The sequence below is a fragment of the Streptacidiphilus jeojiense genome, from assembly GCF_000719095.1.
Taxonomy (GTDB): domain Bacteria; phylum Actinomycetota; class Actinomycetes; order Streptomycetales; family Streptomycetaceae; genus Streptacidiphilus; species Streptacidiphilus jeojiensis.
Genome location: NZ_JOEH01000006.1, coordinates 120,650 through 146,183 on the forward strand (window position 1 = coordinate 120,650; position 25,534 = coordinate 146,183).

The 25,534-nt window shown below is 72.5% G+C and carries 23 protein-coding genes and 1 pseudogene; 15 read left to right on the forward strand and 9 right to left on the reverse strand.

Features of this window, described 5'->3' with window-relative positions; genetic code table 11:
• Positions 1-32: 32 nt before the first annotated feature.
• From hisD to IF29_RS0109055, 3 genes are read right to left on the reverse strand one after another with little or no spacing between them, the layout of a single operon-like run.
• A complete protein-coding gene (gene hisD, locus IF29_RS0109045) occupies positions 33-1,340 on the reverse strand; it encodes a histidinol dehydrogenase (protein WP_030252122.1) in 1,308 nt (435 codons plus the stop codon).
• A gap of 49 nt (positions 1,341-1,389) precedes the next feature.
• Entirely contained in the window at positions 1,390-2,325 is a 936-nt protein-coding gene (locus IF29_RS0109050) for a VOC family protein (protein WP_030252124.1), read from the reverse strand.
• Between the two features lie 40 nt (positions 2,326-2,365).
• Complete coding sequence (locus tag IF29_RS0109055; protein WP_037594679.1) at positions 2,366-3,352, reverse strand: fumarylacetoacetate hydrolase family protein; 987 nt, start codon at positions 3,350-3,352, stop codon at positions 2,366-2,368.
• Between the two features lie 273 nt (positions 3,353-3,625).
• On the opposite strand from IF29_RS0109055, the gene IF29_RS0109060 reads away from it, so the two are divergent.
• From IF29_RS0109060 to IF29_RS0109090, 7 genes are all read left to right on the forward strand, one after another.
• Positions 3,626-4,750, forward strand: a complete 1,125-nt coding sequence (locus IF29_RS0109060) for an FAD-dependent monooxygenase (RefSeq protein ID WP_030252127.1) — start codon at positions 3,626-3,628, stop codon at positions 4,748-4,750.
• Positions 4,747-5,775 carry an amidohydrolase family protein gene (locus IF29_RS0109065; protein ID WP_030252130.1) on the forward strand — a complete coding sequence of 343 codons (1,029 nt, stop codon included), beginning with the start codon at positions 4,747-4,749 and terminating at the stop codon, positions 5,773-5,775. The genes IF29_RS0109060 and IF29_RS0109065 overlap by 4 nt, the downstream gene beginning before the upstream one ends.
• On the forward strand, positions 5,772-6,743 hold the full coding sequence (locus IF29_RS0109070) for a cyclase family protein (protein ID WP_030252133.1): 972 nt from the start codon (positions 5,772-5,774) through the stop codon (positions 6,741-6,743). Before IF29_RS0109065 ends, IF29_RS0109070 begins: the two co-directional genes overlap by 4 nt.
• Entirely contained in the window at positions 6,740-8,116 is a 1,377-nt protein-coding gene (locus tag IF29_RS0109075; protein ID WP_030252135.1) for an FAD-binding oxidoreductase, read from the forward strand. The genes IF29_RS0109070 and IF29_RS0109075 overlap by 4 nt, the downstream gene beginning before the upstream one ends.
• A gap of 1 nt (position 8,117) precedes the next feature.
• On the forward strand, positions 8,118-9,083 hold the full coding sequence (locus IF29_RS0109080; protein ID WP_030252136.1) for a fumarylacetoacetate hydrolase family protein: 966 nt from the start codon (positions 8,118-8,120) through the stop codon (positions 9,081-9,083).
• 137 nt (positions 9,084-9,220) lie between these two features.
• Complete coding sequence (locus tag IF29_RS0109085) at positions 9,221-10,216, forward strand: LysR family transcriptional regulator (RefSeq protein WP_030252138.1); 996 nt, start codon at positions 9,221-9,223, stop codon at positions 10,214-10,216.
• A gap of 57 nt (positions 10,217-10,273) precedes the next feature.
• Complete coding sequence (locus IF29_RS0109090; RefSeq protein WP_030252141.1) at positions 10,274-11,059, forward strand: SDR family NAD(P)-dependent oxidoreductase; 786 nt, start codon at positions 10,274-10,276, stop codon at positions 11,057-11,059.
• 61 nt (positions 11,060-11,120) lie between these two features.
• Here IF29_RS0109090 and IF29_RS0109095 read toward each other — a convergent pair whose 3' ends face one another.
• From IF29_RS0109095 to IF29_RS0109105, 3 genes are all read right to left on the reverse strand, one after another.
• Positions 11,121-11,540 (reverse strand): VOC family protein, encoded by a 420-nt coding sequence (locus IF29_RS0109095; protein ID WP_030252143.1) that lies wholly within the window; start codon positions 11,538-11,540, stop codon positions 11,121-11,123.
• Positions 11,541-11,543: 3 nt separating this feature from the next.
• Entirely contained in the window at positions 11,544-12,314 is a 771-nt protein-coding gene (locus tag IF29_RS0109100; RefSeq protein ID WP_030252145.1) for an SDR family NAD(P)-dependent oxidoreductase, read from the reverse strand.
• Between the two features lie 254 nt (positions 12,315-12,568).
• Complete coding sequence (locus tag IF29_RS0109105) at positions 12,569-14,134, reverse strand: IclR family transcriptional regulator domain-containing protein (protein ID WP_030252148.1); 1,566 nt, start codon at positions 14,132-14,134, stop codon at positions 12,569-12,571.
• A 128-nt stretch (positions 14,135-14,262) separates the two neighbouring features.
• Here IF29_RS0109105 and pcaH point away from each other — a divergent pair, with 128 nt between their 5' ends.
• Genes pcaH through IF29_RS0109130 form a run of 5 tightly spaced genes read left to right on the forward strand, consistent with a single transcriptional unit; the run spans position 14,263 to position 19,408 of the window.
• The gene (gene pcaH, locus IF29_RS0109110; protein WP_030252150.1) at positions 14,263-15,045 is read left to right on the forward strand and encodes a protocatechuate 3,4-dioxygenase subunit beta; all 783 of its coding nucleotides are present in this window, start codon (positions 14,263-14,265) and stop codon (positions 15,043-15,045) included.
• Positions 15,045-15,632 carry a protocatechuate 3,4-dioxygenase subunit alpha gene (gene pcaG, locus IF29_RS0109115; RefSeq protein WP_030252153.1) on the forward strand — a complete coding sequence of 196 codons (588 nt, stop codon included), beginning with the start codon at positions 15,045-15,047 and terminating at the stop codon, positions 15,630-15,632. Before pcaH ends, pcaG begins: the two co-directional genes overlap by 1 nt.
• Positions 15,613-17,070: a 3-carboxy-cis,cis-muconate cycloisomerase gene (pcaB, locus tag IF29_RS0109120; RefSeq protein ID WP_030252155.1), complete on the forward strand. Its 1,458-nt coding sequence runs from the start codon at positions 15,613-15,615 to the stop codon at positions 17,068-17,070. Before pcaG ends, pcaB begins: the two co-directional genes overlap by 20 nt.
• Entirely contained in the window at positions 17,067-18,203 is a 1,137-nt protein-coding gene (pcaDC, locus tag IF29_RS0109125; protein ID WP_030252157.1) for a bifunctional 3-oxoadipate enol-lactonase/4-carboxymuconolactone decarboxylase PcaDC, read from the forward strand. The genes pcaB and pcaDC overlap by 4 nt, the downstream gene beginning before the upstream one ends.
• On the forward strand, positions 18,200-19,408 hold the full coding sequence (locus IF29_RS0109130) for a 4-hydroxybenzoate 3-monooxygenase (protein ID WP_051725082.1): 1,209 nt from the start codon (positions 18,200-18,202) through the stop codon (positions 19,406-19,408). The genes pcaDC and IF29_RS0109130 overlap by 4 nt, the downstream gene beginning before the upstream one ends.
• Here the strand turns inward: IF29_RS0109130 and IF29_RS0109135 are convergent.
• Positions 19,384-20,082, reverse strand: coding sequence for a hypothetical protein (locus IF29_RS0109135; protein ID WP_030252161.1), 699 nt, complete (start codon positions 20,080-20,082; stop codon positions 19,384-19,386). The genes IF29_RS0109130 and IF29_RS0109135 overlap by 25 nt on opposite strands.
• 87 nt (positions 20,083-20,169) lie before the next feature.
• Between IF29_RS0109135 and IF29_RS0109140 the strand changes: the two genes are divergently transcribed.
• The 3 genes and pseudogenes from IF29_RS0109140 to IF29_RS41690 form a co-directional block, all read left to right on the forward strand.
• A complete protein-coding gene (locus IF29_RS0109140; protein ID WP_030252163.1) occupies positions 20,170-20,622 on the forward strand; it encodes a MarR family winged helix-turn-helix transcriptional regulator in 453 nt (150 codons plus the stop codon).
• 100 nt (positions 20,623-20,722) lie between these two features.
• The gene (locus tag IF29_RS0109145) at positions 20,723-21,100 is read left to right on the forward strand and encodes a DUF6869 domain-containing protein (protein WP_157623663.1); all 378 of its coding nucleotides are present in this window, start codon (positions 20,723-20,725) and stop codon (positions 21,098-21,100) included.
• A 69-nt stretch (positions 21,101-21,169) separates the two neighbouring features.
• Positions 21,170-21,899, forward strand: a pseudogene (locus IF29_RS41690) (transposase family protein); the annotation flags it as partial.
• Between the two features lie 1,302 nt (positions 21,900-23,201).
• Here IF29_RS41690 and IF29_RS0109160 read toward each other — a convergent pair.
• Positions 23,202-23,696, reverse strand: coding sequence for a GNAT family N-acetyltransferase (locus tag IF29_RS0109160; protein WP_030252169.1), 495 nt, complete (start codon positions 23,694-23,696; stop codon positions 23,202-23,204).
• Positions 23,697-23,760: 64 nt separating this feature from the next.
• Entirely contained in the window at positions 23,761-25,524 is a 1,764-nt protein-coding gene (locus tag IF29_RS0109165; protein WP_030252171.1) for an enoyl-CoA hydratase-related protein, read from the reverse strand.
• Positions 25,525-25,534 lie beyond the last annotated feature (10 nt).

A 25,534-nucleotide genomic window follows, 5' to 3' on the forward strand; every position in this document is an offset into this window, starting at 1 on the left:
CGCGGTACGGCCCGCCAAGGGCGCAGCGGTGCTCACCGGCCTTCCGCCCAGGGCAGCTCGTCGCCGGCCGCCCTGGAGGCGCGCAGGTCGCCGGAGCGGGCGTGGCCCTCGAACAGCTCCACCCGGGCCGCGCGCCCGCACAACCGGCCCAGCAGGGCCTGCGAAGCGGTGTCGGTGACCTCCTGGTAGGTGACCGTTTTCAGGTACTTGCCCACCCACAGCCCGCCGGTGTAGCGCGCGGCGCCCCGGGTCGGCAGCACGTGGTTGGTGCCGATCACCTTGTCGCCGAAGGAGACGCAGGTGCCCTCGCCGAGGAACAGCGCGCCGTACTGGGTCATCCGCTCCAGCGCCTCGCGCGGGTCCGCGGTCAGCACCTCCACGTGCTCGAAGGCGAAGGCGTCCGCCAGCTCGTACAGCTCGTCCAGCGAGTCGACCACGACGACCTGGCCGTGGTCGCGCCAGGCCGGTCCGGCGAAGTCCCTGGTGGGCATGGTCGGCAGCAGCCGTTCGACCTCGGCGACGGTGGCCTCGGCGACCTCGCGGGAGGTGGTGATCAGCACGGCCGGGGAGTCGGGTCCGTGCTCGGCCTGGGAGAGCAGGTCCACCGCGCAGGTGAACGGGTCGGCCCCGTCGTCGGCCAGGACCAGGATCTCGGTGGGCCCGGCGAACAGGTCGATGCCGATCTGCCCGAAGAGCTGACGCTTGGCCTCGGCGACGTAGGCGTTGCCGGGCCCGGCGATGAGGTCGACCGGCTGCATGGTGCCGGTGCCGACGGCCATCGCGGCCACCGCCTGCACCCCGCCCAGCAGCCAGATCTCGTCCGCCCCGGCCAGGTGCGCGGCGGCCACGGTCGCGGCCGGGATCTCACCGCGGATCGGAGGGGTGCAGGCCACCACCCGGGGCACCCCGGCCACCTTGGCGGTGACGATGGTCATGTGCGCGGAGGCGGTCAGCGGGTAGCGTCCGCCCGGGATGTAGGCGCCGGCGGCCCGCACCGGGATGTGCTTCTGGCCGAGGCGCACCCCCGGCAGCGTCTCCACCTCGAACTCGCCCATGGAGGCGAGCTGGTGCTGCGCGAACGCCCGGACCTGGTCCTGGACGAAGCGGATGTCCTCGATCACCCGGTCCGGGACGGTGGCGACGATCTCGGCGACCTGCCGGTCGCTGAGCCGGAAGGACTCCGGGGACCAGTTGTCGAACTTCTCGGAGTACTCCCGGACCGCCGCGTCGCCGCGCTCGCGGATGTCGGCAATGACGCCGGTGACGGTCGCCCGCACCGCGTCCAGGTCGGCGGCGACGCTCTCCTGGGAGACGGCGTGCTTGAGAACGGTCTGTGCCATGGTGGTGGCCTTTCGGGGGAAGCTGAGGGGGAGGCGAACTGACGGGGGGTCACACCGGCGGGGCGGTGAAGAGCACGTCGGGGTCGTTGAACTGGTCCTTGGCCACCGACTCGCTCATCGGGTCGGCCGTTCCCCACTGGTCCTGGACCATCGGGTCGTCCACGTCGTGCCGGCCCGGGTGCCACAGGTCCTCGTCCAGGATCGCCAGTTCGGTGGTGTACTCCACGGTGTTGCCGTGCGGGTCGTGGAAGTAGGAGAAGGTGTTGTCGCCGGCCAGGTGGCGGCCGGGACCCCAGGTCAGCCGGGTGCCGGCGCGCAGCGCGCGGCCGGTGCCGCGCATGTACTCCTCGACGCCGCGCATCTCGAACGAGGCGTGGTGCAGCGACACATGGGGGCCCCGGGCGATGGCGAAGCTGTGGTGCAGCCGGTTGCAGCGCATGAAGTACATCAGGTCGCCCATGTGGTCGGAGTAGAGCGTGTCGGTGAGCCGGAACCCCAGGTGGCGGGCGTAGAAGTCACGAAGGCGTTCCGGCTGCCGGGAGTTGACGACGCAGTGGGAGAGCCGGACCGGGATCGCCTCGCGCTCCTCGATCCTGCGGTGGGTGCGGGTGGCGACGTCCGCGGACACCTCGACCACCCTCCCGTCCGGGTCGAAGAAGCGCAGGCCGTAGCCGCCGCCGGGGGTGTCCATCGGGCCCGGCTCGCGGACCAGGGCCACTCCTGCCGCGATCAGCTCGGTGGCCAGCCGGTCCACGTCGGCGACGCTGCCGGCGCCGAAGGCGACCAGGTCCATCCGCTTCTGCCGGTCCTTGCGGACCCGGACCACGTACTGCTCGGGGCTGCCCTCGGCGGCGAAGAAGGCCAGCCCGCTGTCGTCGGCGACCTCGGTCAGGCCCCAGGTGTCCCGGAAGAAGGCCCGCTGACGCTCGAAGTCCGGTACGGCGAGCGCGAAGTGACGCAGATGGGTGACGGGTTGGAAGGTCATCGGGGTTGGCTCCTCATGCTGCGGTGGTCGTCCTGGGCGGTCATGCTGCGGTGACGGTGTTGCGCTGCCGGCCCAGGCCGGTGATGGTGCCTTCCAGCACGTCGCCGGGCTGGAGGAAGACACCCCAGTGCGCGCCGTTCCCGGCCGGGGAGCCGGTCAGCAGCAGGTCGCCGGGGAGCAGCGTGGTGGTCGCGGAGGCGTACTCGATCAGCCGGGGGATGTCGAAGATCATGTCCTTGGTGGACTCGTCCTGCCGGACCACGCCGTTGTGGCTCAGGGTGATCCGCAGGTCGCCCGGGTCCCCGACGAAGGCGGCCGGGACCAGGTAGGGGCCGAGCGGCAGGAAGGTGTCGGCGTTCTTGGCGGTGAACCAGTCGGTGCCGATCGCCTTGAGGTCGGGGCGGTAGAGCCGGTCGCGGGTGGTGAGGTCGTTGCAGATGGTGTAGGCGGCGACATGGTCCATCGCGTCCTGGCGGCGGATGGAGCGGCCGCCACGCCCGATCACCAGCGCCAGCTCCAGCTCCCAGTCGTGCTGGACGCCCTCGGCGGGCAGCACCACCCGGTCGTAGGGGCCGCAGACCGCCCGCGGGCTGCCGAGGAACAGGTACGGGACGCCGTTGCGGGCCCGCTCGGCCATCATCAGCTCGGCGTCGGCGCGGGCCTCCGCCGGGGTGGCGCCGTGCACGCTCTGCTTCTCGGCGGCCACCAGGTCCACCACGTGCCGGCGGTAGTTGGCGCCGCTCTGGAGGATCTGGCCAGGGGCGATCGGGGCCAGGACCCGCAGCGCGGACCGGTCGTGCCAGTCGCCCGAGGCGGTGTCCGCGGCCAGCCCGGTCAACTGCGGCAGCACGGCCTCCCAGTCGGCGAACAGCGCGAAGGTGCTGCCCGCCAGCGGGGACAGGTCCCGCACCCGGGCGCCGGCCAGCAGGCCGGGGAAGGCCGGCCCGCCGCTGGAGAACGTCCCCAGCGCGAAGGGACCGGCGAGGGCGGGATCGGCGTCGGTGGTGGGCGGGGCGGTCTCGGGCACGGCGGCTCCTAGGCGGTGCTGGGGTTCTCCTCAGAAAGCTAGGCAGTCGCGGCGGGCGGCGGAAATGCCCATCCGCGATGCCTGGCATCGGGCCGGGCATTGCCGTGCGGGATGGAAGACCTTGCGCGAGGCGATAGCTCCATCCGTTGACGTTGGATCGGGCCCGACGCCAGGGTTCCCACCAGGACTCCAACCCCCCTGCGAGCTGCCGCCGTCCCGCACGGCCGGCACCGCTGCCTCCTGAAGCGACTGAACTGACTCTGAGGAATACCTATGGCCGTCTCGAAGGTGCTCGTCGTCGGCGGCGGCATCACCGGAAGTGTGCTCGCGCTCGCCCTGGCCCGGCGCGGGGTGGCGGTGGACCTCGTGGAGATCTCACCGCAGTGGTTCGGCGTCGGCCACGGCATCACCGTCCAGGGCAACGCGCTGAAGGCGCTGCGCAGCGTCGGCGTGCTGGACCGGGTGCTGGCCAAGGCGGTCCCCTTCGACCTGATGCGGCTGCGCCGGGCGGACGGCGGCCTGATCGTGGAGCTGGAGACCCCGCACACCGGCGGCGAGGAACTCCCGTCCACCGCCGGCGCCCTGCGCGCGGACCTCCAGGACGCCCTGTGCGACGCCGTCTACGCGGCGGGCGTGCGGGTGCGGCTGGGGCTGAGCGTGACCGGCTTCAAGCAGGACGAGGACGAGGTGGAGGTCGCCTTCACCGACGGCACGTCCGGGCGCTACGACCTGGCGGTCGGTGCCGACGGGCTGAACTCGCAGATCCGCGGGCTGCTGGGGATCGGGACCCGGCCGCGTCCGGTCGGCATGAGCATCTTCCGGGTGGTCGGCGAGCGGCCCGCGGAGATGGACTGCGCCGAGGTCTACTACGGCGGCCCGCGCTACAAGGCCGGCTACTCGCCGATCTCCGACACCCAGTGCTACGCCTACCTGCTGGACGAGAACCTGGACCCGGCCCTGATCGGCCCGCGCGCCCCGCTGGCCCTGCTGCGCGAGCGCGGCGCCGGCTACGGGGGGACCTGGGGGCGGGTCATCGCCGGCCTGCCCGAGGACGCCGCCGTGGACTACCGCTGGATCGAGTCGGTGCTGGTGGACCAGGACTGGTTCCGCGGCCGGGTGATGATCGTCGGCGACGCGGCGCACGCCTGCCCGCCGCTGATCGCCCAGGGCGCGGCGATGTGCGCGGAGGACGCCGTGGTGCTGGCCGAGATGGTCACCGGCGAGGGCGAGTTGGCCGGGATACTGAAGGCCTACATGCAGCGCAGGATGCCCCGGGTGCGCGCGGTGCTGGACAACTCGCTGCAGCTGGCCGAGTGGGAGATCCATCCGGAGACCGAGGGCGCCGACCCGGCCCGGATCATGTCCGAGACGCTGGAGTTCCTCAAGGCGGAGGCGTGACCGCCGCAACCGCCCCCGCCGGGGCGGCCGTGGTGGACTTCCACGGCCACCTCGCCGTCCCCGAGGCCGACGCCCTGGTCGCCGGGACGGACGGCTTCGCCCGCGAGCTGACGGCGGAGCAGCGCTCCCACTCGGCCGAGTCGCTCGTCCTGAACCGGCATCAGCTGGCGAGCAGGGCCCGGCAGTTGACGGACGTCCGGCGGCGCATGGCCGACCTCGACGCGATGGGCGTCGACGTCCAGGTGGTCGGCCCGATGCCGATGCACCACTACTGGGCCGGCCCCGCCCTCGCCGCCGAACTGGCGGAGACCGTCAACGCCGCCGTCGCCGCGCACTGCGCCCAGGCCCCGGAGCGGCTGCGCGGCCTGGGCACCGTCCCGCTCCAGCACGTCGACCTGGCCGTGCGCACCCTGCACCGGGCCCTATCGGTGCACGGGCTGGACGGGGTGAGCGTCTCCACCACCGTCGAGGGACGGGAGCTGGCCGACCCGGTCCACGACCCGTTCTGGGCGGCGGCACAGGAGGCCGGAACCCTGGTCTTCCTGCACCCCTGGGGCTGCTCGCTGGGCGAGCGGCTGGCCACCCGCTACCTCGGCAACACCGTGGGCCAGCCGGTGGAGACCACGGTGGCGCTGTCGCACCTGATCTTCACCGGGGTGCTGGACCGCTTCCCCGGGCTGCGCCTGGTGGTGGCCCACGGCGGCGGCTACCTCCCCACCTACCTGGGCCGCTCGGACCACGCCTGGCAGCACCGCCCGGACGCGCGCGGCTGCGCCGAACCGCCGTCCGCCTACCTGGAGCGGCTCTGGTTCGACGCCCTGGTCTACACCCCGACCGCGCTGCGGCAGCTGGTGGCGGCGGTCGGCCCGGACCGGCTGGTGCTGGGCACCGACTACCCCTTCGACATGGGCGTCGACGATCCGGTGCAACGCCTGGACGCCGCCGGCTTCGCACCCGGGATCCGCGCCGCCATCGCCGGAGGCACCGCGCTCCGGCTCCTGCAGCAGAAAGGCCACCGACCATGACCACGCTCGGCCCGATCGAGGAGGAGCTGGCCAAGGCCCGCGCCGCCTACCGCAACTGGGGCCGCTGGGGCCCGGACGACGTGCTGGGTACGCTCAACCACCTCGACGACGCCAAACGCGCCCACGCCGCCGGGCTGGTGCGACGCGGCCGGGCGATCTCGCTGGCGCTGGAGTTCAACGAGGACGGTCCGCAGCGCGGCTTCCGCGGCCGGATCAACCCGGTGCACTACATGAAGGACACCGGCACCGACGCCGCCGCCGACCGGCAGGGCTTCCCGCACGGCTTCGGCGGCGCCGACGACCACGTGGTGATGCCGCTGCAGGCCGGCACCCAGTGGGACGGCCTCGGCCACATCTACGACAACAAGCGCGCCTGGAACGGACGTTCCTGCACCATCGTGAACGGGAACGGCGACAGCGTCACCGGCATCGAGCACATGGCCGACGACTTCGTCGGCCGCGGCGTGCTGCTGGACGTCGGCCGGGTGGTCGGCGAGGACGGGATGGAGCTGCCGGACGGCTTCGCCATCACCGAGGAGCACCTGCGCGCCACCATCGAGGCGCAGGGCCCGACCTCCAGCGTCCGCCGCGGCGACATCGTGCTGATCCGCACCGGCCAGATCAACCGGGTGCGTCGCAACGGCGGTTGGGGCGAGTACGCGGCCGGGGCGGCGCCCGGGATGTCCTTCTCCACCCTGGGCTGGCTGCACCGCACCGAGATCGCCGCCGCCGCCACCGACACCTGGGGGTTCGAGGTGCGCCCGTACGAGTTCCCCGACCCCTGCATGTCGCCGCTGCACCAGATCGCCATCCCCAACATGGGCCTGCCACTGGGCGAGATGTTCGACCTGGAGGCCCTGGGCGCGGACTGCGAGGCCGACGGGGTGTACGAGTTCCTGCTGGTCGCGGCGCCCATCCCGGTGACCGGGGCGGTCGGCGCACCGGTCAACCCGATCGCGGTCAAATGAACGGTTTCACCGGCACCCTCCACCTGCCCGGGGACCGGGACTTCGAGCAGGCCTGCGTCGGCCGGGTCTTCAACGCCCGCCGCCCCCCGGCCACCGAACGCCGACCCGCCGCGGTGCTGGAGGCGGCCACCGAGCAGGACGTGGTCGAGGGCGTGCTGCTGGCCCGGGAGCGCGGCTGGCAGGTCGCGGTCCGCTCGGGCGGCCACAGCTGGGCCGCCTGGAGCGTCCGCGAGCAGGCACTGCTGATCGACCTGGGCCGCTTCCACGAGCTGCACTACGACCCCGACACCGGCATCGTCGTCGCCACCCCCTCGGTCCGCGGCGGCGACGAGCTCAACCCCTACCTGGCCGGGCACGGTCGCTTCTTCGCCGGCGGGCACTGCCCCTCGGTGGGCATCGGCGGCTTCCTGCTCCAGGGCGGGCAGGGCTGGAACGCCCGCGGCTGGGGCTGGGCGGCCGAGAACGTCGTCGCCGTCGACGTGGTCACCGCCGAGGGCGAGCTGGTCCGCGCCGACGCCGAGCAGAACACCGACCTCTACTGGGCGGCGCGTGGCGCCGGACCCGGCTTCCCCGGCGTGGTCACCCGCTTCCACCTGCGCACCCGCCCGCTGCCGCAGGCGCTCACCCACACCGTGCACGCCTATCCGCTGGAGCTGTTCGACCAGGTGATGACCTGGCTGCACACCGTCCACCACACCGTGGGCGACTGCGTGGAGATCGTCGCGCTGACCCAGACCCCGCCCGGCCACGAACGTCCGCTGTTGCTGGTCACCGGCCTGGCCCTGGCCGACACCCCGGCCGAGGCGGCCGAGGCGCTGGCCCCGCTGCACGCCAACCCCCACCGCGAGCAGGCCCTGTTCCGGGTCGAGGCCGAGCCCACCACCTTCGCGGAACAGCTGGCCGGGCAGCGCACGGCCAACCCCGAGGGCCACCGCTACCTGGTCGACAACGCCTGGCTGCGCGGCAGCGCGGCCGAGGTGGTCCCGGCGATGCGGACGGTCTTCACCGGGCACCCGGTGCCGGGGGCCTTCACCATCTGGTTCTCCATGGCCCCGCTGCGGGCGCTCCCGGAGATGGCCTTCAGCCTGCAGTCGGAGATCTACTGCGCGGCCTACGTGGTCCATGACGACCCGTCACAGGACGCCCGGCTGCGCGACTGGCTCGACGGCGCCATGGCCGAGCTGCAGCCGGTGACGGCGGGTCAGTACCTGGGCGACTCCGACTTCACCAACCGTCAACTGCGCTTCCTCGGCGACGAGCAGTGGGACCGGCTGCAACGGATCCGCGCCGACCGCGACCCCGGCGCGCTGTTCGCCGGCTACCTCACCGCCACCGGGGACGCCCCCGCCAACCGCAACCACTGGGAGTCCTGAGATGCGCTTCGCCACCTACGAGAGCAGCGGGGCCGAGCACTCGGCCGTCCTGGACGCGGACGGCGACCGGCTGCACCCGCTCGACGAGAGCCTGACCGCCCTGGTCACCCGCGGCGACCCGGACGCCCTGCGCGCGGCGGGGGAGCGAGCCCTGGCCGGCCCGGCCGGCCCCCGGCTCGCGGAGGTCCGGCTGCTCGCTCCGTTCCAGGCCCCCAGCATCCGCGACTTCGTCGGCTTCGAGGCCCATATCGAGGGGGTGTCCAAGAGCCTGGACGGACTGGAGCACGTCCCCGAGGTCTGGTACCGGGCGCCCGCCTTCTACTTCACCAACCCGCACGCCTCCTACGGCGCCCACGACGGCGTCCCGGTGCCGGCCGGCTGCCGGGTGCTGGACTTCGAGCTGGAGGTCGGCGCCGTCATCGGCCGCTCCGGGCGGAATCTGACCCCCGATCAGGCCGGTGCGCACATCCTCGGCTACCTGGTCTTCAACGACTGGTCGGCCCGCGATCTGCAGAAGCCCGAACGGGAGCTGGGGCTCGGCTTCAGCAAGGGCAAGGACTTCGCCAACACCCTGGGACCCTGGCTGGTCACCGCCGACGAGGTGGAGCAGCACCGGGACGCCGACGGCTATCTGGACCTGGCCATGAGCGTCAGCCTGAACGGCGGGCTGATCGGCCGGGACACCCTCGCCAACGCCTCCTGGACCTTCGAGGAGATGATCGCCTACGCCACCCGGGACGCCTGGGTCCGGCCCGGCGACATCCTCGGCTCGGGCACCTGCGGCTGGGGCGCCCTGGCCGAACACTGGGGCCGCAACGGCGAACGCACCCCGCCGCCGCTGCAGCCCGGGGACGAGGTGACGCTGACCGTCGAGGGCCTGGGCACGGTGAGCAACCGGATCCTGCCCGGTCCCGAGCAGGCCTATCTGCCCCGGGCCCGCAAGCGCGGCCGCAGCCCGCGCCCCTGAGCGTGACCGTGACCGTGTGGGCAGGCTGTCAAAGCCGGATCGGACCTTCCCGGCAGCCGGTCGGCTGGTTACAGTCACATTTCGTTCGACCGGTGCGGACGACGACGTCCCACCGGGTTCTGGAAGGACGTGGGCGGATGGGCCTGGGAGCGATCGACCTGAACCTGCTGGTGGCGCTGGAAGCGCTGCTGGAGGACCGCAATGTCACCCATGCGGGGCTCAGGCTCTGCACCAGCCAGTCGGCGATGAGCGGCTCACTGGCCCGGCTGCGCCGCCACTTCAACGACGAACTGCTGGTCCGGGTGGGCCGCGAGTACGAGCTGACGCCGCTGGCCGAGCGGCTGCTGCCGCTGGTGCAGGACACCCTGCACAAGGCGGAGGAGGCACTGTCGCTCACCAAGCAGTTCGACCCGGCCCGCAGCCTGCAGCGCTTCTCCGTGGTGATGTCGGACTACATGATGTCGGTGCTGGTCCAGCCGCTGCTGGAGGCCATCGGCGCGGAGGCCCCGGACGTGCGGATCGACTTCCATCCGCTGGTCTACGGGCAGCCCGAGTCGGACACCCTGCTGCGCTGCCACGACATGATGCTGGTGCCGCTGGGCTACCAGCTGCCGGGCGTGAGCGAGGCGGTGATGCACGACCGCTTCGTCTGCATCCTGGACCGGGACAACCCCCGGCTGAAGGACGGCCGGCTGACCCTGCGCGACCTGGCCGAGATGCCGCATGCCGCGGCGTCGTTCGGCAAGAGCCAGACCCCGGCCGGACGGCAGCTGGAGACCCTGGGGATCAACCCCAAGGTGCAGGTCAGCGCGCCCGGCTTCGGCGTGCTGCCGTTCCTGGTGGCCGGCACCGACATGGTCGCCCTGGTGCCGGAGCGGCTGGCGCGCCGCTTCGAGGACTTCACCAGGGTCGTGGTGGTGCCGACCCCGTTCCCGGACGTGCCGCTGGTCGAGGCGCTGTACTGGCACCACAACCGGCACGCCGACCCCGGCCACACCTGGCTGCGCGAGACCATCCGCCGGGTGGGCGCCGAACTGGACGCCGGCCGTCCCGCCCAGGACGCGGCGACTGTCGGTCCCGTGGATGAGACCCATCAGGACCGTGAATTTCCGACCCTGGTCAAGGCCTCCTAGGTTCAAAGGGGCGGGTGTCCACCGCATCCGCCCCCGAACCGGCAACAGGAGGACAGCGTGAGCCGCAGGCGTCTGGAAGGCCGTACCGTCGTCATCACCGGTGCGTCGCAGGGACAGGGCGCCGCTGAGGCCGAGGCCTGCGCCCACGAGGGGGCCAGAGTGGTCGCCACCGATGTGCTGGACGAGGCCGGCGAGAAGCTCGCCGCCTCGCTCCGGGCCCAGGACCTGGACGTCGAGTACCGGCACCTGGACGTCACCGCGCCGGAGGACTGGTGCGCACTGGCCGACTGGCTGGCGGAGCACCGCACTGCGATCCATGGACTGGTCAACAACGCCGGCATCCCGATGCGGGCCCGGCTGGGCGCGGTGGAGACCGCCGACTGGAACCGGGCCTTCGCGGTGAACACCACCGGCCCGATGCTGGGCATCCAGGCACTGGCACCGCTGATGACCGCCGGCGGATCCATCGTCAACATCGGTTCGGTGGCCGGGCTCACGGCCCACCACGCGGTCGCCTACACCGCCAGCAAATGGGCACTGCGCGGCCTCACCCGGGTGGCGGCCCTGGAGCTGGCGCCGAAGGGGATCCGCACCAACATCGTCCACCCCGGCTTCATCGACACCCCGCTGATGGCCTCGGCCAACCCGGTCTTCGCTGCGGCACATCTCTCGCTGACCCCCCAGGGCCGTCCGGGCCTGCCGGAGGAGGTCGCCCCGCTGATCGTGCACCTGCTCTCGGACGAGTCGAGCTACACCAACGGCGCCGAGATCACCGTGGACGGCGGCTACGCCGCGCACGGCGGGGTCAAGGCGATCACCAACGCGCTGGACGCCGACCGGTAGCACGCGGACGGCCCGCTCCCCGTTGCCGGGAGGCGGGCCGTTGTCGGGTGCTGATGGTGAATCAGACGTCCTTCCCGATCAGTTCGATGAGGTTGCCCTCGGGGTCGGCGACCCAGGCCATGTGCACCCCCGGCTCGGGAGAGGGGCCGGGGGCCATCACCTCGGTCGCACCGTGGCCGACCAGGGTGTCGTAGAGCGGCCGCAACTCGGGGACGGTCAGCGCGAAGTGTCCGTACCCCTCGTGCAGGGCCGCCTCCAGCGGGTTGGCGCCGCGCGGGCCCGGCGCGGAACCGGTGCGGTGCAGCAGCTCGATCCGCCAGCCGCGCGGATGCTCCAGCACCACGGCGGACAGGCCGGGCCCGTCCAGGGTGAACTCGAAGACGGTGCGCAGCCCGAAGGCCCTGCTGTACCAGGCGGTGGCCGTCGCCAACTCCCGGACGTTGATGCCCACATGGTCCAGTCGTGCTCGCTGTGTCGTCATCGCTCAGCCCGCCATCGCGCTGTCGCCGCCGTCGACCATCAGATTGGCGCCGTTGACGAAGGCCGCCTCGTCCGAGCAGAGGAACGCCGCCGCGCGGGCGATGTCCTCGGGCTGTCCGATCCGCCCCACCGGGATGCGCGCCTCCAGAGCCGCCCTGGGGCCGTCCGGGTCGTCCAGGAACGAGGCGGTGGCCGAGGTGCGGGTCATGCCGGGGGCGATGGAGTTGACGCGGATCCGGTGGGGTGCGCCGGCCGCGCACAGGTGCTTGGTCATCGCCAGCACTCCGCCCTTGGCGGCGCCGTGCGGCACCATCGGCATGAACAGCGCGCCGCGCTCGGCCGCCACCGAGGCGACATTGAGCACCGCGCCGCCGCCCCGGGCGATCAGATGGGGCCAGGCGGCCTGGGTGCAGAAGTAGGGGATGTCCAGCTCGTTCCTGAGCGTGAAGTACCAGTCCTCGGCGGGCATCGAGGCGAACGGGCCGTTCCGCAGTGCGGAGGCGTTGTTGTAGAGGATGTCGATGCCGCCGAAGGCCTCGATCCCGGCCTCGATCCAACTGCGGGCGCCGTCCTGGGTGGACAGGTCGACCGGGGCGAGCGACCGCATCCGGCCGCCGGCCTTCTCGACCAGCTCCACGGTCCCGGCGTCGGCCTCGGCGTCGATGTCGCAGCCGAAGACCCTGGCCCCCTCGGCGGCGAACACCAGCGCGGCGGCGCGGCCGATGCCGGCCCCCGTCCCGCTGATGAACGCGGTCTTCCCGTCAAGCCGTCCCATCGCACGCACCTCTCCTCGTCCGCACTGTCGCGGCGCTTGCAGAGTAGGAACAGCGCCGCTACGGGAACAAGGCCTCACCTGCGGTTTCGGCATCACACCTGGGTATGCCTGGCATCTATGTCTCCTGGCTGCGGACCGTAGTGGGCTGGTCGCGCACGCTGTTAAATCAGCAGAGCCCCGCGCCCCTGGGGGCTGCAACTGAACCGCTGTGGGTGAGTTGCAGGACCGTTGGGGGCGCGGGGAACTGCGCGACCCTAGCCCTGCACCGCGGCGAACCGTCCCGCGACCCGAAGATCCGCCTCGATCCGCCCCGCGGCCTCGCGCAGCGCGGGCAGGACGTCCGCCAGGGTCTGCTCCGGGCTGTTCCGCTGAGCGTGCATCGCGGCGTTGACCGCCGCGACGGTGCGCCCCGCTCGATCGCGGACCGCAACGGCGATCGAGCGCAGGCCGTGCTCCAGCTCGTCGCTGACCATGGCGTAGCCCTGCGCCGCCACCCGGTCCAGCAGTGCGGCCAACTCGGCGCGGTCGGTGCCCCCGCGCTGTCCGGCCAGCAGTACCTGCCCCATCGCCGTCGCCTCGGCCGGCAGCCGGGTGCCCACGTCGATCCGTACGGCCATGATGCGTTCGCTGGCGGCCCTTGCGGTGTAGCGGATGTCGGTGCCGTCGAGCACCGCCATCGACGCGGAGTCGTGCAGCCTGGAGCAGAGGTCGCGCAGGTGCGGCTGGGCCAGTTGAGGCAGCGTCAGCCGGGAGAGCGGGGCGAAGCCCAGGTCGAGCACCTGCGGGGTGATGCCGAACTCCCGTCCCTCCTGGGCGATGTAGCCGAGGTGGTGCAGTGTGATCAGGGCCCGTCGGGCGGTGGCCCGGGGAAGCCCGGTGGCCTGGGCAACGGCACTGAGGGTGAGCCAGGACCGCCCGCTGCCGAAGGCGGTGAGCACCGAGAGCCCGCGGGCCAGCGACTCCACGAAGTCGGAGCCCGCCTCCTGCTTGGCGTCCGCAGTCCAGGCGACCGTTGGCCGTTCGGACTCCGTAGTCGGGGGAGGGCCGTGGCGCAGCTCCAGCTCCATCTCCCCGGTCGCCGCCAGCAGTTGCGGCAGCAGTGCCGCTCGCAGGTCCTCGGCGGTGTGCCTGCTGGTGTGGCTCACCACGCTGACCGCGCACACCTGGCGTCCGGCCGGATCCCGTACGGGGGCCGCCAGGGCCACCAGCCCCGGCTCGATCAGCTGGTCGTCCACCGACCAGCCGTCGCGCCCGGCCTGCTCCGTCCGCTGCTCGAACGAGAGCGAGGCACCGGCGGCTGCGGAAGGCGGCGGCAGCGCGGGCCAGTCGTGGGGCTCGTGGGCCGGGCGGCCGCGGTCCGCGGCGAACAGCGGACCGGGTGCGGTGCGGTCGGCCGGCAGCAGGTCGCCGATCCGGAAGCTGAGCGACAGCGAACGGCGCCGGGTCGCCTGGTGCACGAAGCGGATGCCGTCGCGGTCCGGCACGGCGATGGAGACCGACTCGTCCAGCGCGTCGGCCAGCCGGTCGGCGTGCGGGCCGAGCAGGTCCGGCAGGCCCACCGCGAGCAGGTAGGCATTGCCCAGCTCCATCAGCGGCGGCGCGAGGACGACCTCGCGGCCCTCGGTGCGGACGTAGCCGATCCGGGCCAGGGTCGCCACGATCCGGTCGACGGTGGAGCGGGCCAGGGCGGTGCTGCGGGCGAGCTCGCCGGGGCTGCGACGGCCGCCGGGGGCGGCGGTGAGCTCCCGCAGCACCGCGATGCCACGGATCAGCGGGCCGACGGCTTCGGCGGGCGGAGGCAGCGGAGGCAGCTGGGGCATGGGCTCCTCGGGTGTTGACAGGGTCGCCGGGTCTGCGCAGACTGCGGGTACGGCATTTGCGAACAATAGTTCACCAGGCGAACACCGTATGTCAACGATGACAGATCTGTCGAAGGACCGGGAGTCCGATGAGCACCGCCCCGCCCTCCAGCCCCGCCGGGGTCCTGACCCAGCAGGACATCGACCGCGAGATAGCCGCCGCCCGCAAGGCGTACCAGGCCGAGGGCGTGCCGCGGCAGCACCCCGCGCGGGACTACCCGCCCTATCGCAGCAGCACCCTGCGGCATCCCACCCGGGCGCTGGTCAGCCTGCGCGACCCGGAGGCCGCCGAACTGCGCGGGCCGGTCTTCGGCGCCACCGACGTCACCGACCTCGACGCCGACCTGACCCGGCAGCACCACGGTGAACCGCTGGGGGAGCGGATCACCGTCACCGGCCGGGTCCTGGACCGGGCCGGACGTCCGGTCGCCGGCCAGCTCCTGGAGATCTGGCAGGCCAACGCCTCGGGCCGGTACGCCCACCAGCGCGACCAGCACCGGGCCCCGCTGGACCCCAACTTCACCGGCTCGGGACGCTGTCTCACCGCCGCCGACGGCAGCTACTCCTTCACCACCATCAAGCCGGGCCCCTACCCCTGGCGCAACCACGACAACGCCTGGCGCCCCGCACACATCCACTTCTCGCTCTTCGGCACCGCCTTCACCCAGCGGCTGGTCACCCAGATGTACTTCCCCGGCGATCCGCTCTTCCGGTACGACCCCATCCTGCAGTCGGTCACCGACAGCGCGGCCCGCGAGCGGCTGGTCGCCGCCTACGAGCACGACCTGTCGCGGTCCGAGTGGTCGCTCGGCTACCGCTGGGACATCGTCCTGGACGGCCCGGCCGCCACCCTGACGGAGGAGGAGCACTGATGGCCCAGCAACTGCCCACCCCGGAACATCCTCTGACTCCGGCGCAGACCATCGGCCCCTTCTTCGGCTATGCGCTGCCGCACCCGGCCGGCGGTGACATCGCCCCGGTCGGCCACCCCGACGCCGTCACCGTGCACGGCACGGTCCTGGACGGGGCCGGGCAGCCGGTACCCGACGCCGTGGTCGAGACCTGGCAGGCCGCCCCGGACGGCAGCCTGGACGGCGCGCCCGGATCGCTGCCCCGCAACGGCGTCGACGGCGGGCCCCGGCCCCGCAACGGCGTGGACTTCACCGGCTTCGGCCGGGCCTGCACCGACGCCGCCGGGCACTGGTCGGTGCGCACCCTGCCCCCGCCTGCGGACCGCCCCTACCTCGCCGTCTGCGTCTTCGCCCGCGGTCTGACGCACCATCTGTTCACCCGCGCCTACCTGACCGATCCCGGACCGGGGGACCTGCTGCTGGACGATCTGGACGCGGCACGCCGTGACACGCTGATCGCCCGTCGGCAGCCGGACGGCACGCACCGGTTCGACATCCGCCTGCAAGGGGAGAAGGAGACGGTCTTCCTTGACTTCCCCGAACAGTGATTCCCCGAACAGTGACGACGTGGGCCTGCTGGCACCGGTCAGCGCGGGCAGCGAGGCCGAGTCCGCCACCGGCGACCGGGCCTTCCTCCAGGCGATGCTGGACGCGGAGGCCGCACTGGTCCGGGCCCAGGCCGCTGTCGGCCTCGCCCCGGCCTCCGCAGCCCGCGCGGTGACCGAGGCCGCCCGGGCCGAGCGGTTCGACCCGCGTTCGCTGGCGCTGCGGGCCCGCGCGGGCGGCAACCCGGTGATCCCGCTGGTCGCCGACCTCGCCGCGGCCCTGCCGGAGGCCGCGGCAGCCCGGGTGCACCAGGGTGCGACCAGCCAGGACATCATGGACAGCGCGATGATGCTGATCGCCTCGCGCACCCTGGCACCGCTGCTGGACGACCTGGCCGCCACCGCGGACACCCTGGCCGCGCTGGCCGCCGAGCACCGGGCCACCCCCATGCCCGGACGCACCCTCACCCAGCACGCCGTGCCCACCACCTTCGGCCTGAAGGCCGCCGGCTGGCGGGCGCTGGTGCTGGACGCGCACGCCAGGATCGCCACCGTCCGCGCCTCGCTCCCGGCCCAACTCGGCGGAGCGGCAGGCACCCTGGCCGCCTTCCACGCCTACGCCGAGGCGACGGGACAACCCGTGCAGCCGCAGCCGCAGTCGGAGGACATCGGCCTTCGCCTGGTCGCCGCCTACGCAGCCGAACTCGGGCTGGCCGAGCCGCAGTTGCCCTGGCATGTGCTGCGCACCCCGGTCGCCGACCTCGGCGCCGCGCTGGCCTTCACCGCCGGTGCACTGGGCAAGCTCGCCGCCGACGTCCTGGTGCTCTCCCGGACCGAGATCGCCGAACTGGCCGAAGGCACGGGCGGCGGCTCCTCGGCCATGCCGCACAAGAGCAACCCGGTCCGGGCCACGCTGATCGCGGCCGCCGCCCGTCAGGTCCCGGCCCTGGCTGCCATCCTCCTCGGCTCCATGGCAGCCGAGGACGAGCGCCCCGCCGGCGCCTGGCACGCGGAGTGGCAGCCGCTGCGCGACACGCTCCGGCTCACCGGCGGCGCAGCCCGCGACGCGGCCGAACTGGTCGCCGGACTGAAGGTCAACAGTCATCTGATGTGGAGTCATCTCACGCTGACCGACGGTCTGCTGGTCTCCGAGCGGCTCAGCACGGTGCTCGCCCCGCTGCTCGGCCGGGACCGGGCCCGCACGCTGCTGGTCGGCGCCTCCCGCCGGGCGGCCGAGCTGGGCATCCCACTGGACGAGGCGCTGCGGGAACTGCTGGACGAGTCCGACGAGTTGCTTCCCGACGGGCAGTCGCCGAAAGACCTGCTCCCGCCCGCCCGGCTTCGGGAGCTCACCGACCCCACCGCCTACCTCGGCTCGGCCGTGGCACTCACCGACCGGGCCCTGCGCCGAACCGCCGTTCACAAGGACGACCTCCGATGACCACCTCGCTGCTGCACCACCGCTCGGACGGCGCGTCCGGGGCACCCGCACTGCTGCTCGGCCCCTCCCTCGGCACCAGCCTCGCCCTCTGGGACGCGCAGGCGGCAGCTCTGGCCCGCGACTTCCATGTGGTGCGCTGGGACCTGCCGGGCCACGGCGGCTCCGCCGCCGACCTGGTCGCCGCCGGTGCCACCGTCGCCGACCTGGGCCGGCTGGTGCTCGACCTCGCCGACTCCCTCGGCCTGGAACGGTTCTCCTACGCCGGGGTCTCCCTCGGTGGCGCGGTCGGCAGTTGGCTCGCCGCCGAGCACCCCGAGCGGGTCGGCGCGCTGGCACTGATCTGCACCTCCGCGCACTTCGGCGGCGCCGAACCCTGGCGCGAACGCGCGGCCTTCGTCCGGGCCGAGGGCGACCGGGCCATGGCCGAGCTGGCCGGCTCCGCCCCGGCCCGGTGGTTCACCGACGGCTTCGCCCCGCCCGACCGGCTGATCCACGACCAGCGCACCGCCGACCCCGCCGCCTACGCCGCCTGCTGCGACGCCCTCGCCGCCTTCGACCTGCGCGGATCGCTGGCCCGGATCACCGCTCCCGCACTGGTCCTGGCCGGACGCGAGGACCGTGCCGCACCGCCATCGCATTCCCGCGAACTCGCGGACGGCATCGCCGGATCGACCCTGCTGGAGCTCCCCGGCGCCGCCCACCTGGCCCCGGTCGAGCAGCCCGGAGCAGTCCTGCACGCCCTGCGCACCCACTTCCTGAGTGACCGTCATGCTGCCGGGATGTCCGTCCGCCGTGCGGTCCTCGGCGACGCGCACGTGGACCGGGCGGTGGCCCGTACCACCCCCTTCACCGCTGACTTCCAGGACTTCATCACCCGCTACGCCTGGGGTGAGATCTGGACCAGGCCCGGTCTCGACCGCCGCACCCGCAGCTGCATCACCCTCACCGCGCTGGTCGCCGGCGGCCACCACAACGAGCTCGCCATGCACGTCAGGGCGGCGCTGCGGAACGGGCTGACCCCGGACGAGATCAAGGAGGTGCTGCTCCAGTCCGCCGTCTACTGCGGAGTGCCGGCCGCCAACTCCGCCTTCGCCGTCGCCGATGCCGTGCTTCAGGAAGAGGCCACCCCATGACCGCCCCTGCCCCTGCCCACGCTCCCACCCGCACCACCGTCGGCATCGTCGGAGCCGGCCCGGCCGGCCTGCTGCTCGCCCGCCTGCTGCACGCGTCCGGCATCGACTGCGTCGTCCTGGAGAGCCGTGACCGCGGCTATGTCGAGCAGCGGCAGCGCGCCGGAATCCTCGAACAGGGCACGGTGGACGTACTGCGCGAGTCCGGCGCCGCCGAGCGGCTGGACCGCGAGGGCCTGCCCCACGACGGCATCGAGCTGCGCTTCGACGGTCGCGCGCACCGGATCGACTTCCCGGCCCTGACCGGCGGCCGCCGGGTCTGGGTCTACGCCCAGACCGAGGTGGTCAAGGACCTGGTCGCGCTGCAACTCACCCACGGCGCACCGCTGTTGTTCGAGGCCCAGGTCACCGCGGTCGAGGATGTCGAGAGTGCGCAACCCGCCCTCCGCTACACCCACCAGGGCGTCGAACGCCGGCTGGAGTGCGACTACGTGGTCGGCTGCGACGGCTTCCACGGCGCGGTGCGCGAGGCGATACCCGCCGGGGCCAGGCAGACCTTCGAGCGCGGCTACCCCTACTCCTGGCTGGGTATCCTGGCCGACGTGGCACCGTCCAGCGACGAGCTGGTCTATGCCCACTCCCCGCGCGGCTTCGCCCTGTTGAGCATGCGGTCGCCGACCGTCAGCCGGCTCTACCTCCAGGTGCCCAACGGCACCGACCCGGCGGACTGGTCCGACGAGCGCATCTGGGACGAACTCGACGCCCGCTTCGCCCTCGCCACCGGCGACTGGAAGCTGGCCCGGGGCCCGATCACCGCCAAGTCCGTTCTGCCCATGCGCAGTTCGGTTACCGAGCCGATGCGCCACGGCCGGCTCTTCCTGGCCGGCGACGCCGCCCACATCGTCCCCCCGACCGGGGCCAAGGGCCTCAACCTGGCCGTCGCCGACGTCACCGTCCTGGCCCGGGCCTTCACCGCCCTGCACCGATCCGGCTCCACCGAACTCCTGGACGGCTACTCCGCCACCTGCCTCAACCGCGTCTGGCGGGCCGAGCACTTCTCCTACTTCATGACCAGCACCCTGCACACCGCCCCGGAGCAGTCCCCCTTCGACACCCGCCTCCAGCTCTCCCAACTCGACCGCATAGCCGCATCCCCGCACGCAGCCGCCGAACTGGCGGCCAACTACGCGGGCCTGCCGCTGGTCTGACCGCTGTCCGTGGTGACCTGTCCGACTTCGGGGAGCCGCCGGTCCTGCGCCGAGGTGGGGACCATCCGCGCGACCGCGTCGGGCATCGCGCCGACCGTGAACACCCGGATCCGGTCGTCGACGGCGACGGTGACGAAGGAGGCTTCGGACGGCACCAGGTCGGGCAGTGCGGTCGTGTGGGACCCGGCCTCCAGATCGCCCTCGAAGACCCGCAGCGAGGTGCTCCTGGGCTCGGGAGGAGTGAACGAGGTTGCCCACAGCGCCTCGACGGTGACATGCGCGGGCTCGTCGAGCGTCAGTTGCACACTCCGGCCTGCGTCGTCGTAGGCGATGGCGGCACGGTCGGGGCCGCTTCGCGCGTCGGAGGCGGCGGCTTCGACCTGGGCCGCGATGAGGCCGGCGATACCGGCCAGTCCCTGGACGAAGCCCACCCGCGGGTTGCGCCTGGAGACCTCGTCCCGCAGGTACTGCTTGGTCTCGGCCGGAACCATCCCGCCGAAGACCAGGAGGTCGAGTTCGGTGACGTCGTAGTCGTCGAGGACACGGTCGAACTGGTTGGTCGCGTCGGCGGTGTAGCCCTTGGCGCGCAGGATGTCGACGGTCGCGACCAGCACGCTGGGGCTGCGGCCGACCACCAGGACCCGTTCGGGGTGGTCGGCGGGTGGAGCGTTCATCTTCGCTTCCTCCATGTTGGCCTTACCAATGTTGGTTCAACCAACATAGAACATGTTGGCCGCCCCCACAATTGGTAGCCTGCAGGCATGCCTGCGCATCCCGTTCAGCCCGGCCGCACGCCGGACCGGCTCAAGTCCCGTCCGACCTGGCTCGTCAGCCGCGCCTACGCGCGCTCCGCGGCGCTGCTGGTGGCCGGGTTCGAGGCCGAGGGCAACGGCCTGCGCGGCTACCACTACCGGCTGCTCGCCGCGCTCGAACAGTGGGGGCCCGCGAGCCAGGCCGACCTCGGCCGCGACACCGGGATCGACCGGAGCGACGTCACCGCGGCGCTCACCGAGCTCGAAGCGCGCGACCTGGTCGAGCGCAGGGCCGACCCCGAGCACGGGCGCCGGAAGATCGTGACGATCACGCCCCGGGGCCTGGACGTCCTGGCCGATCTCGACACCATGGTCGACCGGACCCAGGACGCCCTGCTGGCGCCGCTGACGCCGGCTCAGCGACGCCAGTTCGTCAGCCTCCTGTCACGGCTGCTCGACTAGATGATCTATTCCAAGCATGCGGAGGGTAGTCGACTGCACAATCGTGGCTGTGACTGAGAATTTCGATGGGCTGGCTCGCTGTTGGTGGGAGGGTCAGCGGTTGGCCACAGGCACCCGTGTCGAGCGAGAGCGCTGGAGCCTGGGAGAACCGTCCGCGGTGTTCGCGGGCTACGAGGCGGCCAGGGAGCGGATAGATCAGGGCGGCGTGAGGGCCCTGGACTTCGTCATGGCCCTGCTGCAGTCGTCCCCGGACGATTCCGGAGGGGCTCAGGTGGGTGCAGGGCCCTTGGAGGACCTCATCACCGAGCACGGGAACGAGCTCTCGCTGCAGATCGAGGAGCTGGCGCGCCGCAGTCCGCCGTTCCGTCGTGCCCTGGCCTCGGTGTGGCTGGACAACGGGACGCTGGCGCCGGCGGCCGAGGAGCGGCTGGCTCGGTGGATACCCGCGGTGAGTGCCTGTAAGCGCCAGGGCCGGTAGCCGAGGCATCCACGGCAGGCTTGTCGCAATCTCCTGCGCAGTCGAAGTGAGGGAGTCCAACGTCGGTGTGTGAAGACAGGGTTGGACTCCCTCGCCACCGCACTCTATGTGAAGACCGACGACCTGCTGAAGGATTCGCCGCAGTTCGGCCCGTGGCGGCCGGCCGTGGGCATTGCGCCGCAGCTCAGCGACGCCGAACTGGTGACCCTGGCGATGATGCAGGCCATGCTCGGCTTCACCTCCGAGGCCCGGTGGTTGCGGCACGCCCGCGCCCACCTGCGGCACCTGTTCCCCTACCTGCCCCAACAGCCCGGCTACAACAAGCGGCTACGCAAGGCTGCCGACCTCATCCGGCGCGTCACCCGCACGCTGGCCCGGGACACCACACTGTGGGTCGTGGACTCCACGCCCGTCGAGTGCGGGCGCTCCCGCGAGACCGTCAAACGCTCCGACCTGGCCGGATGGGCCCAGTACGGATACTGCGCCAACCGGCGCCAAAGCAGATGAGCGCCAGACGCTGCTGGACCTGCTCACGGTCGAGCCCCAGCTCACCGCTGAGCGTCCGGGGCAGGCGCTGATCGGAGACAAGAACTACTTCGGCCGCGAGTTCGAGCAGCAACTGGCCGAACTGGACATCCGGCTGCTACGGCCAGCCCGCAAGGGCGAGGCCGAGCGGCCCGGATCCCAGCTGTTCAAGCCACTGCGACAGGTCATCGAATCGATCAACGAGACCTTCAAGGGCCAACTCGACCTCGAACGACACCGCGGCCGCACCCCTGGCGGCGTGGCCGTCCGCGTAGGTGGCCGCTGAACTGCCGGAGGCGTCGAGACGCCAGAGGATGCCGTGCTGGTTGACCCCGCCGCGGGCGTCGTCGACGTACCACTCGCCGTTGTGGGACAGAGCGCCCTGTAGGCCGACCGCCGCGGTCTGCTCCACCTCTTCGGCCACTGCTTGGCCGCTGGAGTTGGTGTCGAGGAGGTAGTCACCGGCACTGCCGATGCCGTAGCGGAGGAGTCGGGCGGGCGTGGTGCCCCCGGAGGAGAACCACTCGTTGGCCACCAGGCTGGGCGGGTTGGAGCTGCGGTCGAGCGATACCGAGGCCAGGCAGGGCAGGTGGGTGTCATCCGTGGAGGTGCACTTCTGAGCAGTGGCGTAGCTGTAGGAGCCGATGGCCGGCATGACGTACTGGTACGAGTCGGCCGAGTAGCCGCCGGTGACCTTGCCGACCGAACTGGAGTTCACCGTGGCCTGGAGGATCTGCGACATGCTGAAGACGTACAGGGCGTTGTAGTCGGCGTCGCCGTTGGAGGCGGTGACGATGAGCTTGTCGCCGTACCAGACCATCCCGCCCAGGTGGGAGACCAGCGGACGGAAGTCGGTGCCGCCGTTGGTCGGCACGACGAGGAGAACCCAGCGGTAGCTGAGTGCTGACGGACTGTCAGCGTCGATGAAGGCGACCCGGGCCCAGTCGTCCTTGGTCGCATCGTGTCCGGCGGGGTCGGTGCTGGTGTTGTAGGACCAGCCGGACAGCAACACCTTGTGCGAATGCCACAGGCCGTCGGCGGACGCGTCGCCCGAGGAGGTGACCGACTGCGGCAGCCAGAGCTGGGTGTCGGCGTCGCCGCTGTCCCAGCAGTACGCGGACGAGGCACTCGGGTTGATCGGCAGCGCGGCGGTCTCCGTGCTCGCGCAGTCCGCGAGGTTCCGCATCGGGTGATTGGCGCTCGCCAGCACGTCGGAGGCGTCGACGACGGGCATTTCGGAGTCGAGTTGGGTGAGAGTGGAGGGTGCGTCCTGATGCGGGATCAGGGCCGTCTTGGCCAGGTCCGAGGCCGCGGTCAACGGGGTCAGCGCGCCGGGCGGATCTCCCGGGTCGGCCCCGGCTCCGGTGGCCCCGGCCAAGAGCGTCACGAACGAGAGCAGGAGCGCCGCTACGGCCCTCGCGGAAGCCACGGTCACGGAACTGCGCATGGGTACGCTCCCCCTCCGGTCACCCACATGCCGGGCCGTCCCGCACGGCACTCGGGTGAGGATCCGGTGAGAACCGTAACAGGTCTGACGGACCGGAGGACCTGACTCCTGATCTTGGATCCCCGCGACTTACAGGGCGCGGTGCATGATGTGCAGCCCGACGTAGCCGGCGGTCGGGTGCCGGAAGCCCTCCGGCAGGGTGCCCAGCACCTCGAACCCGAGCGACCGGTACAGCTGGACCGCGTGCACATTGGTCTCGACGACCGCGTTGAACTGCATCGCCCGGAAGCCGGCCGCCCGTGCCCACTCCAGGGTGTACTCGCACAGGGCCCGACCCACGCCCTGGCCGGTGTGCGCCGGATCGACCATGTAGCTGGCGCTCGCGACGTGCGAGCCGTTGCCCATGTGGTTGGTGTTCATCTTGGCCGTGCCCAGGACCGTCCCGTCCCCGTCCCCGTCGACGGCGACGACGGTGCGGTTCGGCGCGGACAGTAGCCACCAGTCGCGACCCTGCTCCTCGCTGAGATCGGTCGGATAGGTGAACGTCTCGCCCGCGGCGACGATCGTGCGGAAGAACGGCCAGATGGCGGACCAGTCCTCGACCCCGGCTTCCCTGATCAGCATGGGAACAGCATGACGGTGGGGCTCGCAGGTCCGCCAACCCTTTCCCCGCCCGGCGCCGGCAGGCTCAGGCCGCGACGGTGGGGTGTACCCGGCGCAGGCGTTCCGGGGTGGTCGGTGGCGGGGTCTTGTGCAGGAAGGCCCGGCGCAGTTCGTGGTAGGGCTCGTCCGGGGCGTAGAAGTTGCGGTACATGTGGGCCAGCTCCTCGGACCGGTACCAGGCCAGCGGCCGCTGGGCGTCGGCGTGTTCGCGGGCGCGGCGCTTGGCGGCGAGGCGGCGGGGCCAGTCCGCGGAGCCGGCCAGTTCCTGGCCCAGGGCGGCGGCCTCCTCGGTGAAGCGCTGCGGGGCGCAGCCCAGCACCCGGTCGATCAGGCCGAGCCGCAGCGCCTGCGTGGCGATCAGCGGCAGGGCCTCACCGGTGAGCCGTTCGGCGGCGTCGGGGCCGACCCGGCGCGGCAGGGTGCTGGTCCAGTACTCCGATCCGTACAGGCCCATCAGCCGGTAGTGCGGGTTGAGCACCGCGCCGTCGCGGACCCAGACCTCGTCCGCGGCGAGGGCCAGCATCAGTCCGCCGGCCGCCGCGTTGCCGCCGAGCGCGGCGACGGTGATCCGGTCGCGGGTGTTGAGGACCGCCTCGACCACGTCGTCCATGGCGTTGATGTTGGCCCAGGACTCGCGGGCCGGGTCGGCGGCGGCCTCGATCGCGCCGAGGTGGATGCCGTGCGAGAAGACGTCCCGGGAGGCGCCCAGCAGCAGCACCCGGGTGGGCCGGTCCAGGGCGTACCGGTAGCCGGCCAGCAGCCTGCGGCAGTCGCCGGTGCTCATCGCCCCGCCCGGGAAGGAGAAACGGAGCAGGCCGACCGGCCCCTGCTCCTCGTAGCGCACGGTGCTCCAGGTCAGCCGGGATCCCGACGTCCCGGACGGTAACGGAACGTGCGGAGCGGGCAGCTCCGGGACGCCGCGCAGCTGCCCGGCGAGGGCGTCCGCGGCCGGGGCCTTGGCGGTCGGCGGTCCGCCGCGCAGGCGGCGCGGCCGGGCGGAGGTGATCCAGACCGCGCCGTCGGCGGTGGCCCGGCAGACCGCTCCGCCCCGGGTGGCCAGGAAGGCCCCGGGCCGGTGGCGGCCGGGCAGCAGCGGTCCCTCCTCGGGCTGTCCGCCGAAGAGGAAGTAGCGGCGTCCGCCGATGCTGTCCAGGACGCCGGGGCTGGAGTCGGCGATGCGCAGCGCCCGCGACGCGGTGGCGGTGCTGTCGCCGGTCCAGTCGATGCGGCGGGCCTCCTGCCGGTAGTACGGACGGGCCACCCCGGGCGGCGCCGGCCTGGGCCGGAAGTCGCCGGCGGCGAAGCGCCGTACCGCGCGCTCCACGGCGCGGGAGGCCGCGTCGGAGAGCTCGTTGCGGTAGACGTCGCTCTTGCTGATGCCGCCGGGCAGCTCGGGGATGTCGAACGGCTCGGCCGCCCAGATGTCCCCGGCGTCCATCTCGCCGACGGCCTGCAGCACGGTGACGCCCCACTGCCGCAGGCCGGCGCCCAGCGCCCAGTCCAGCGAGGAGGGGCCGCGGTCCCCGGGCGGGCCGGGGTGGACGATCAGGCAGGTGCGGGTGGTCCAGACGTCCTGGGGGACGACGCTGGTCAGCATCGGGCAGACGATCAGCTCGGGGTCGTGTCTGCGGACGGCCGCCCGCAGCTCCGCGCCGGTGTCCAGGGCGAGGGCGACGGCGGTGTCGTGGCCCAGCGCCGCGAGCTCCAGGGTGATGCGCTGGGTGAGGCTGTTGAACGCGCTGGCGAAGACGAGGATGCGGAGTCGTCGGGCGTGCAGTCGTGGGGACATACGAGCCTCC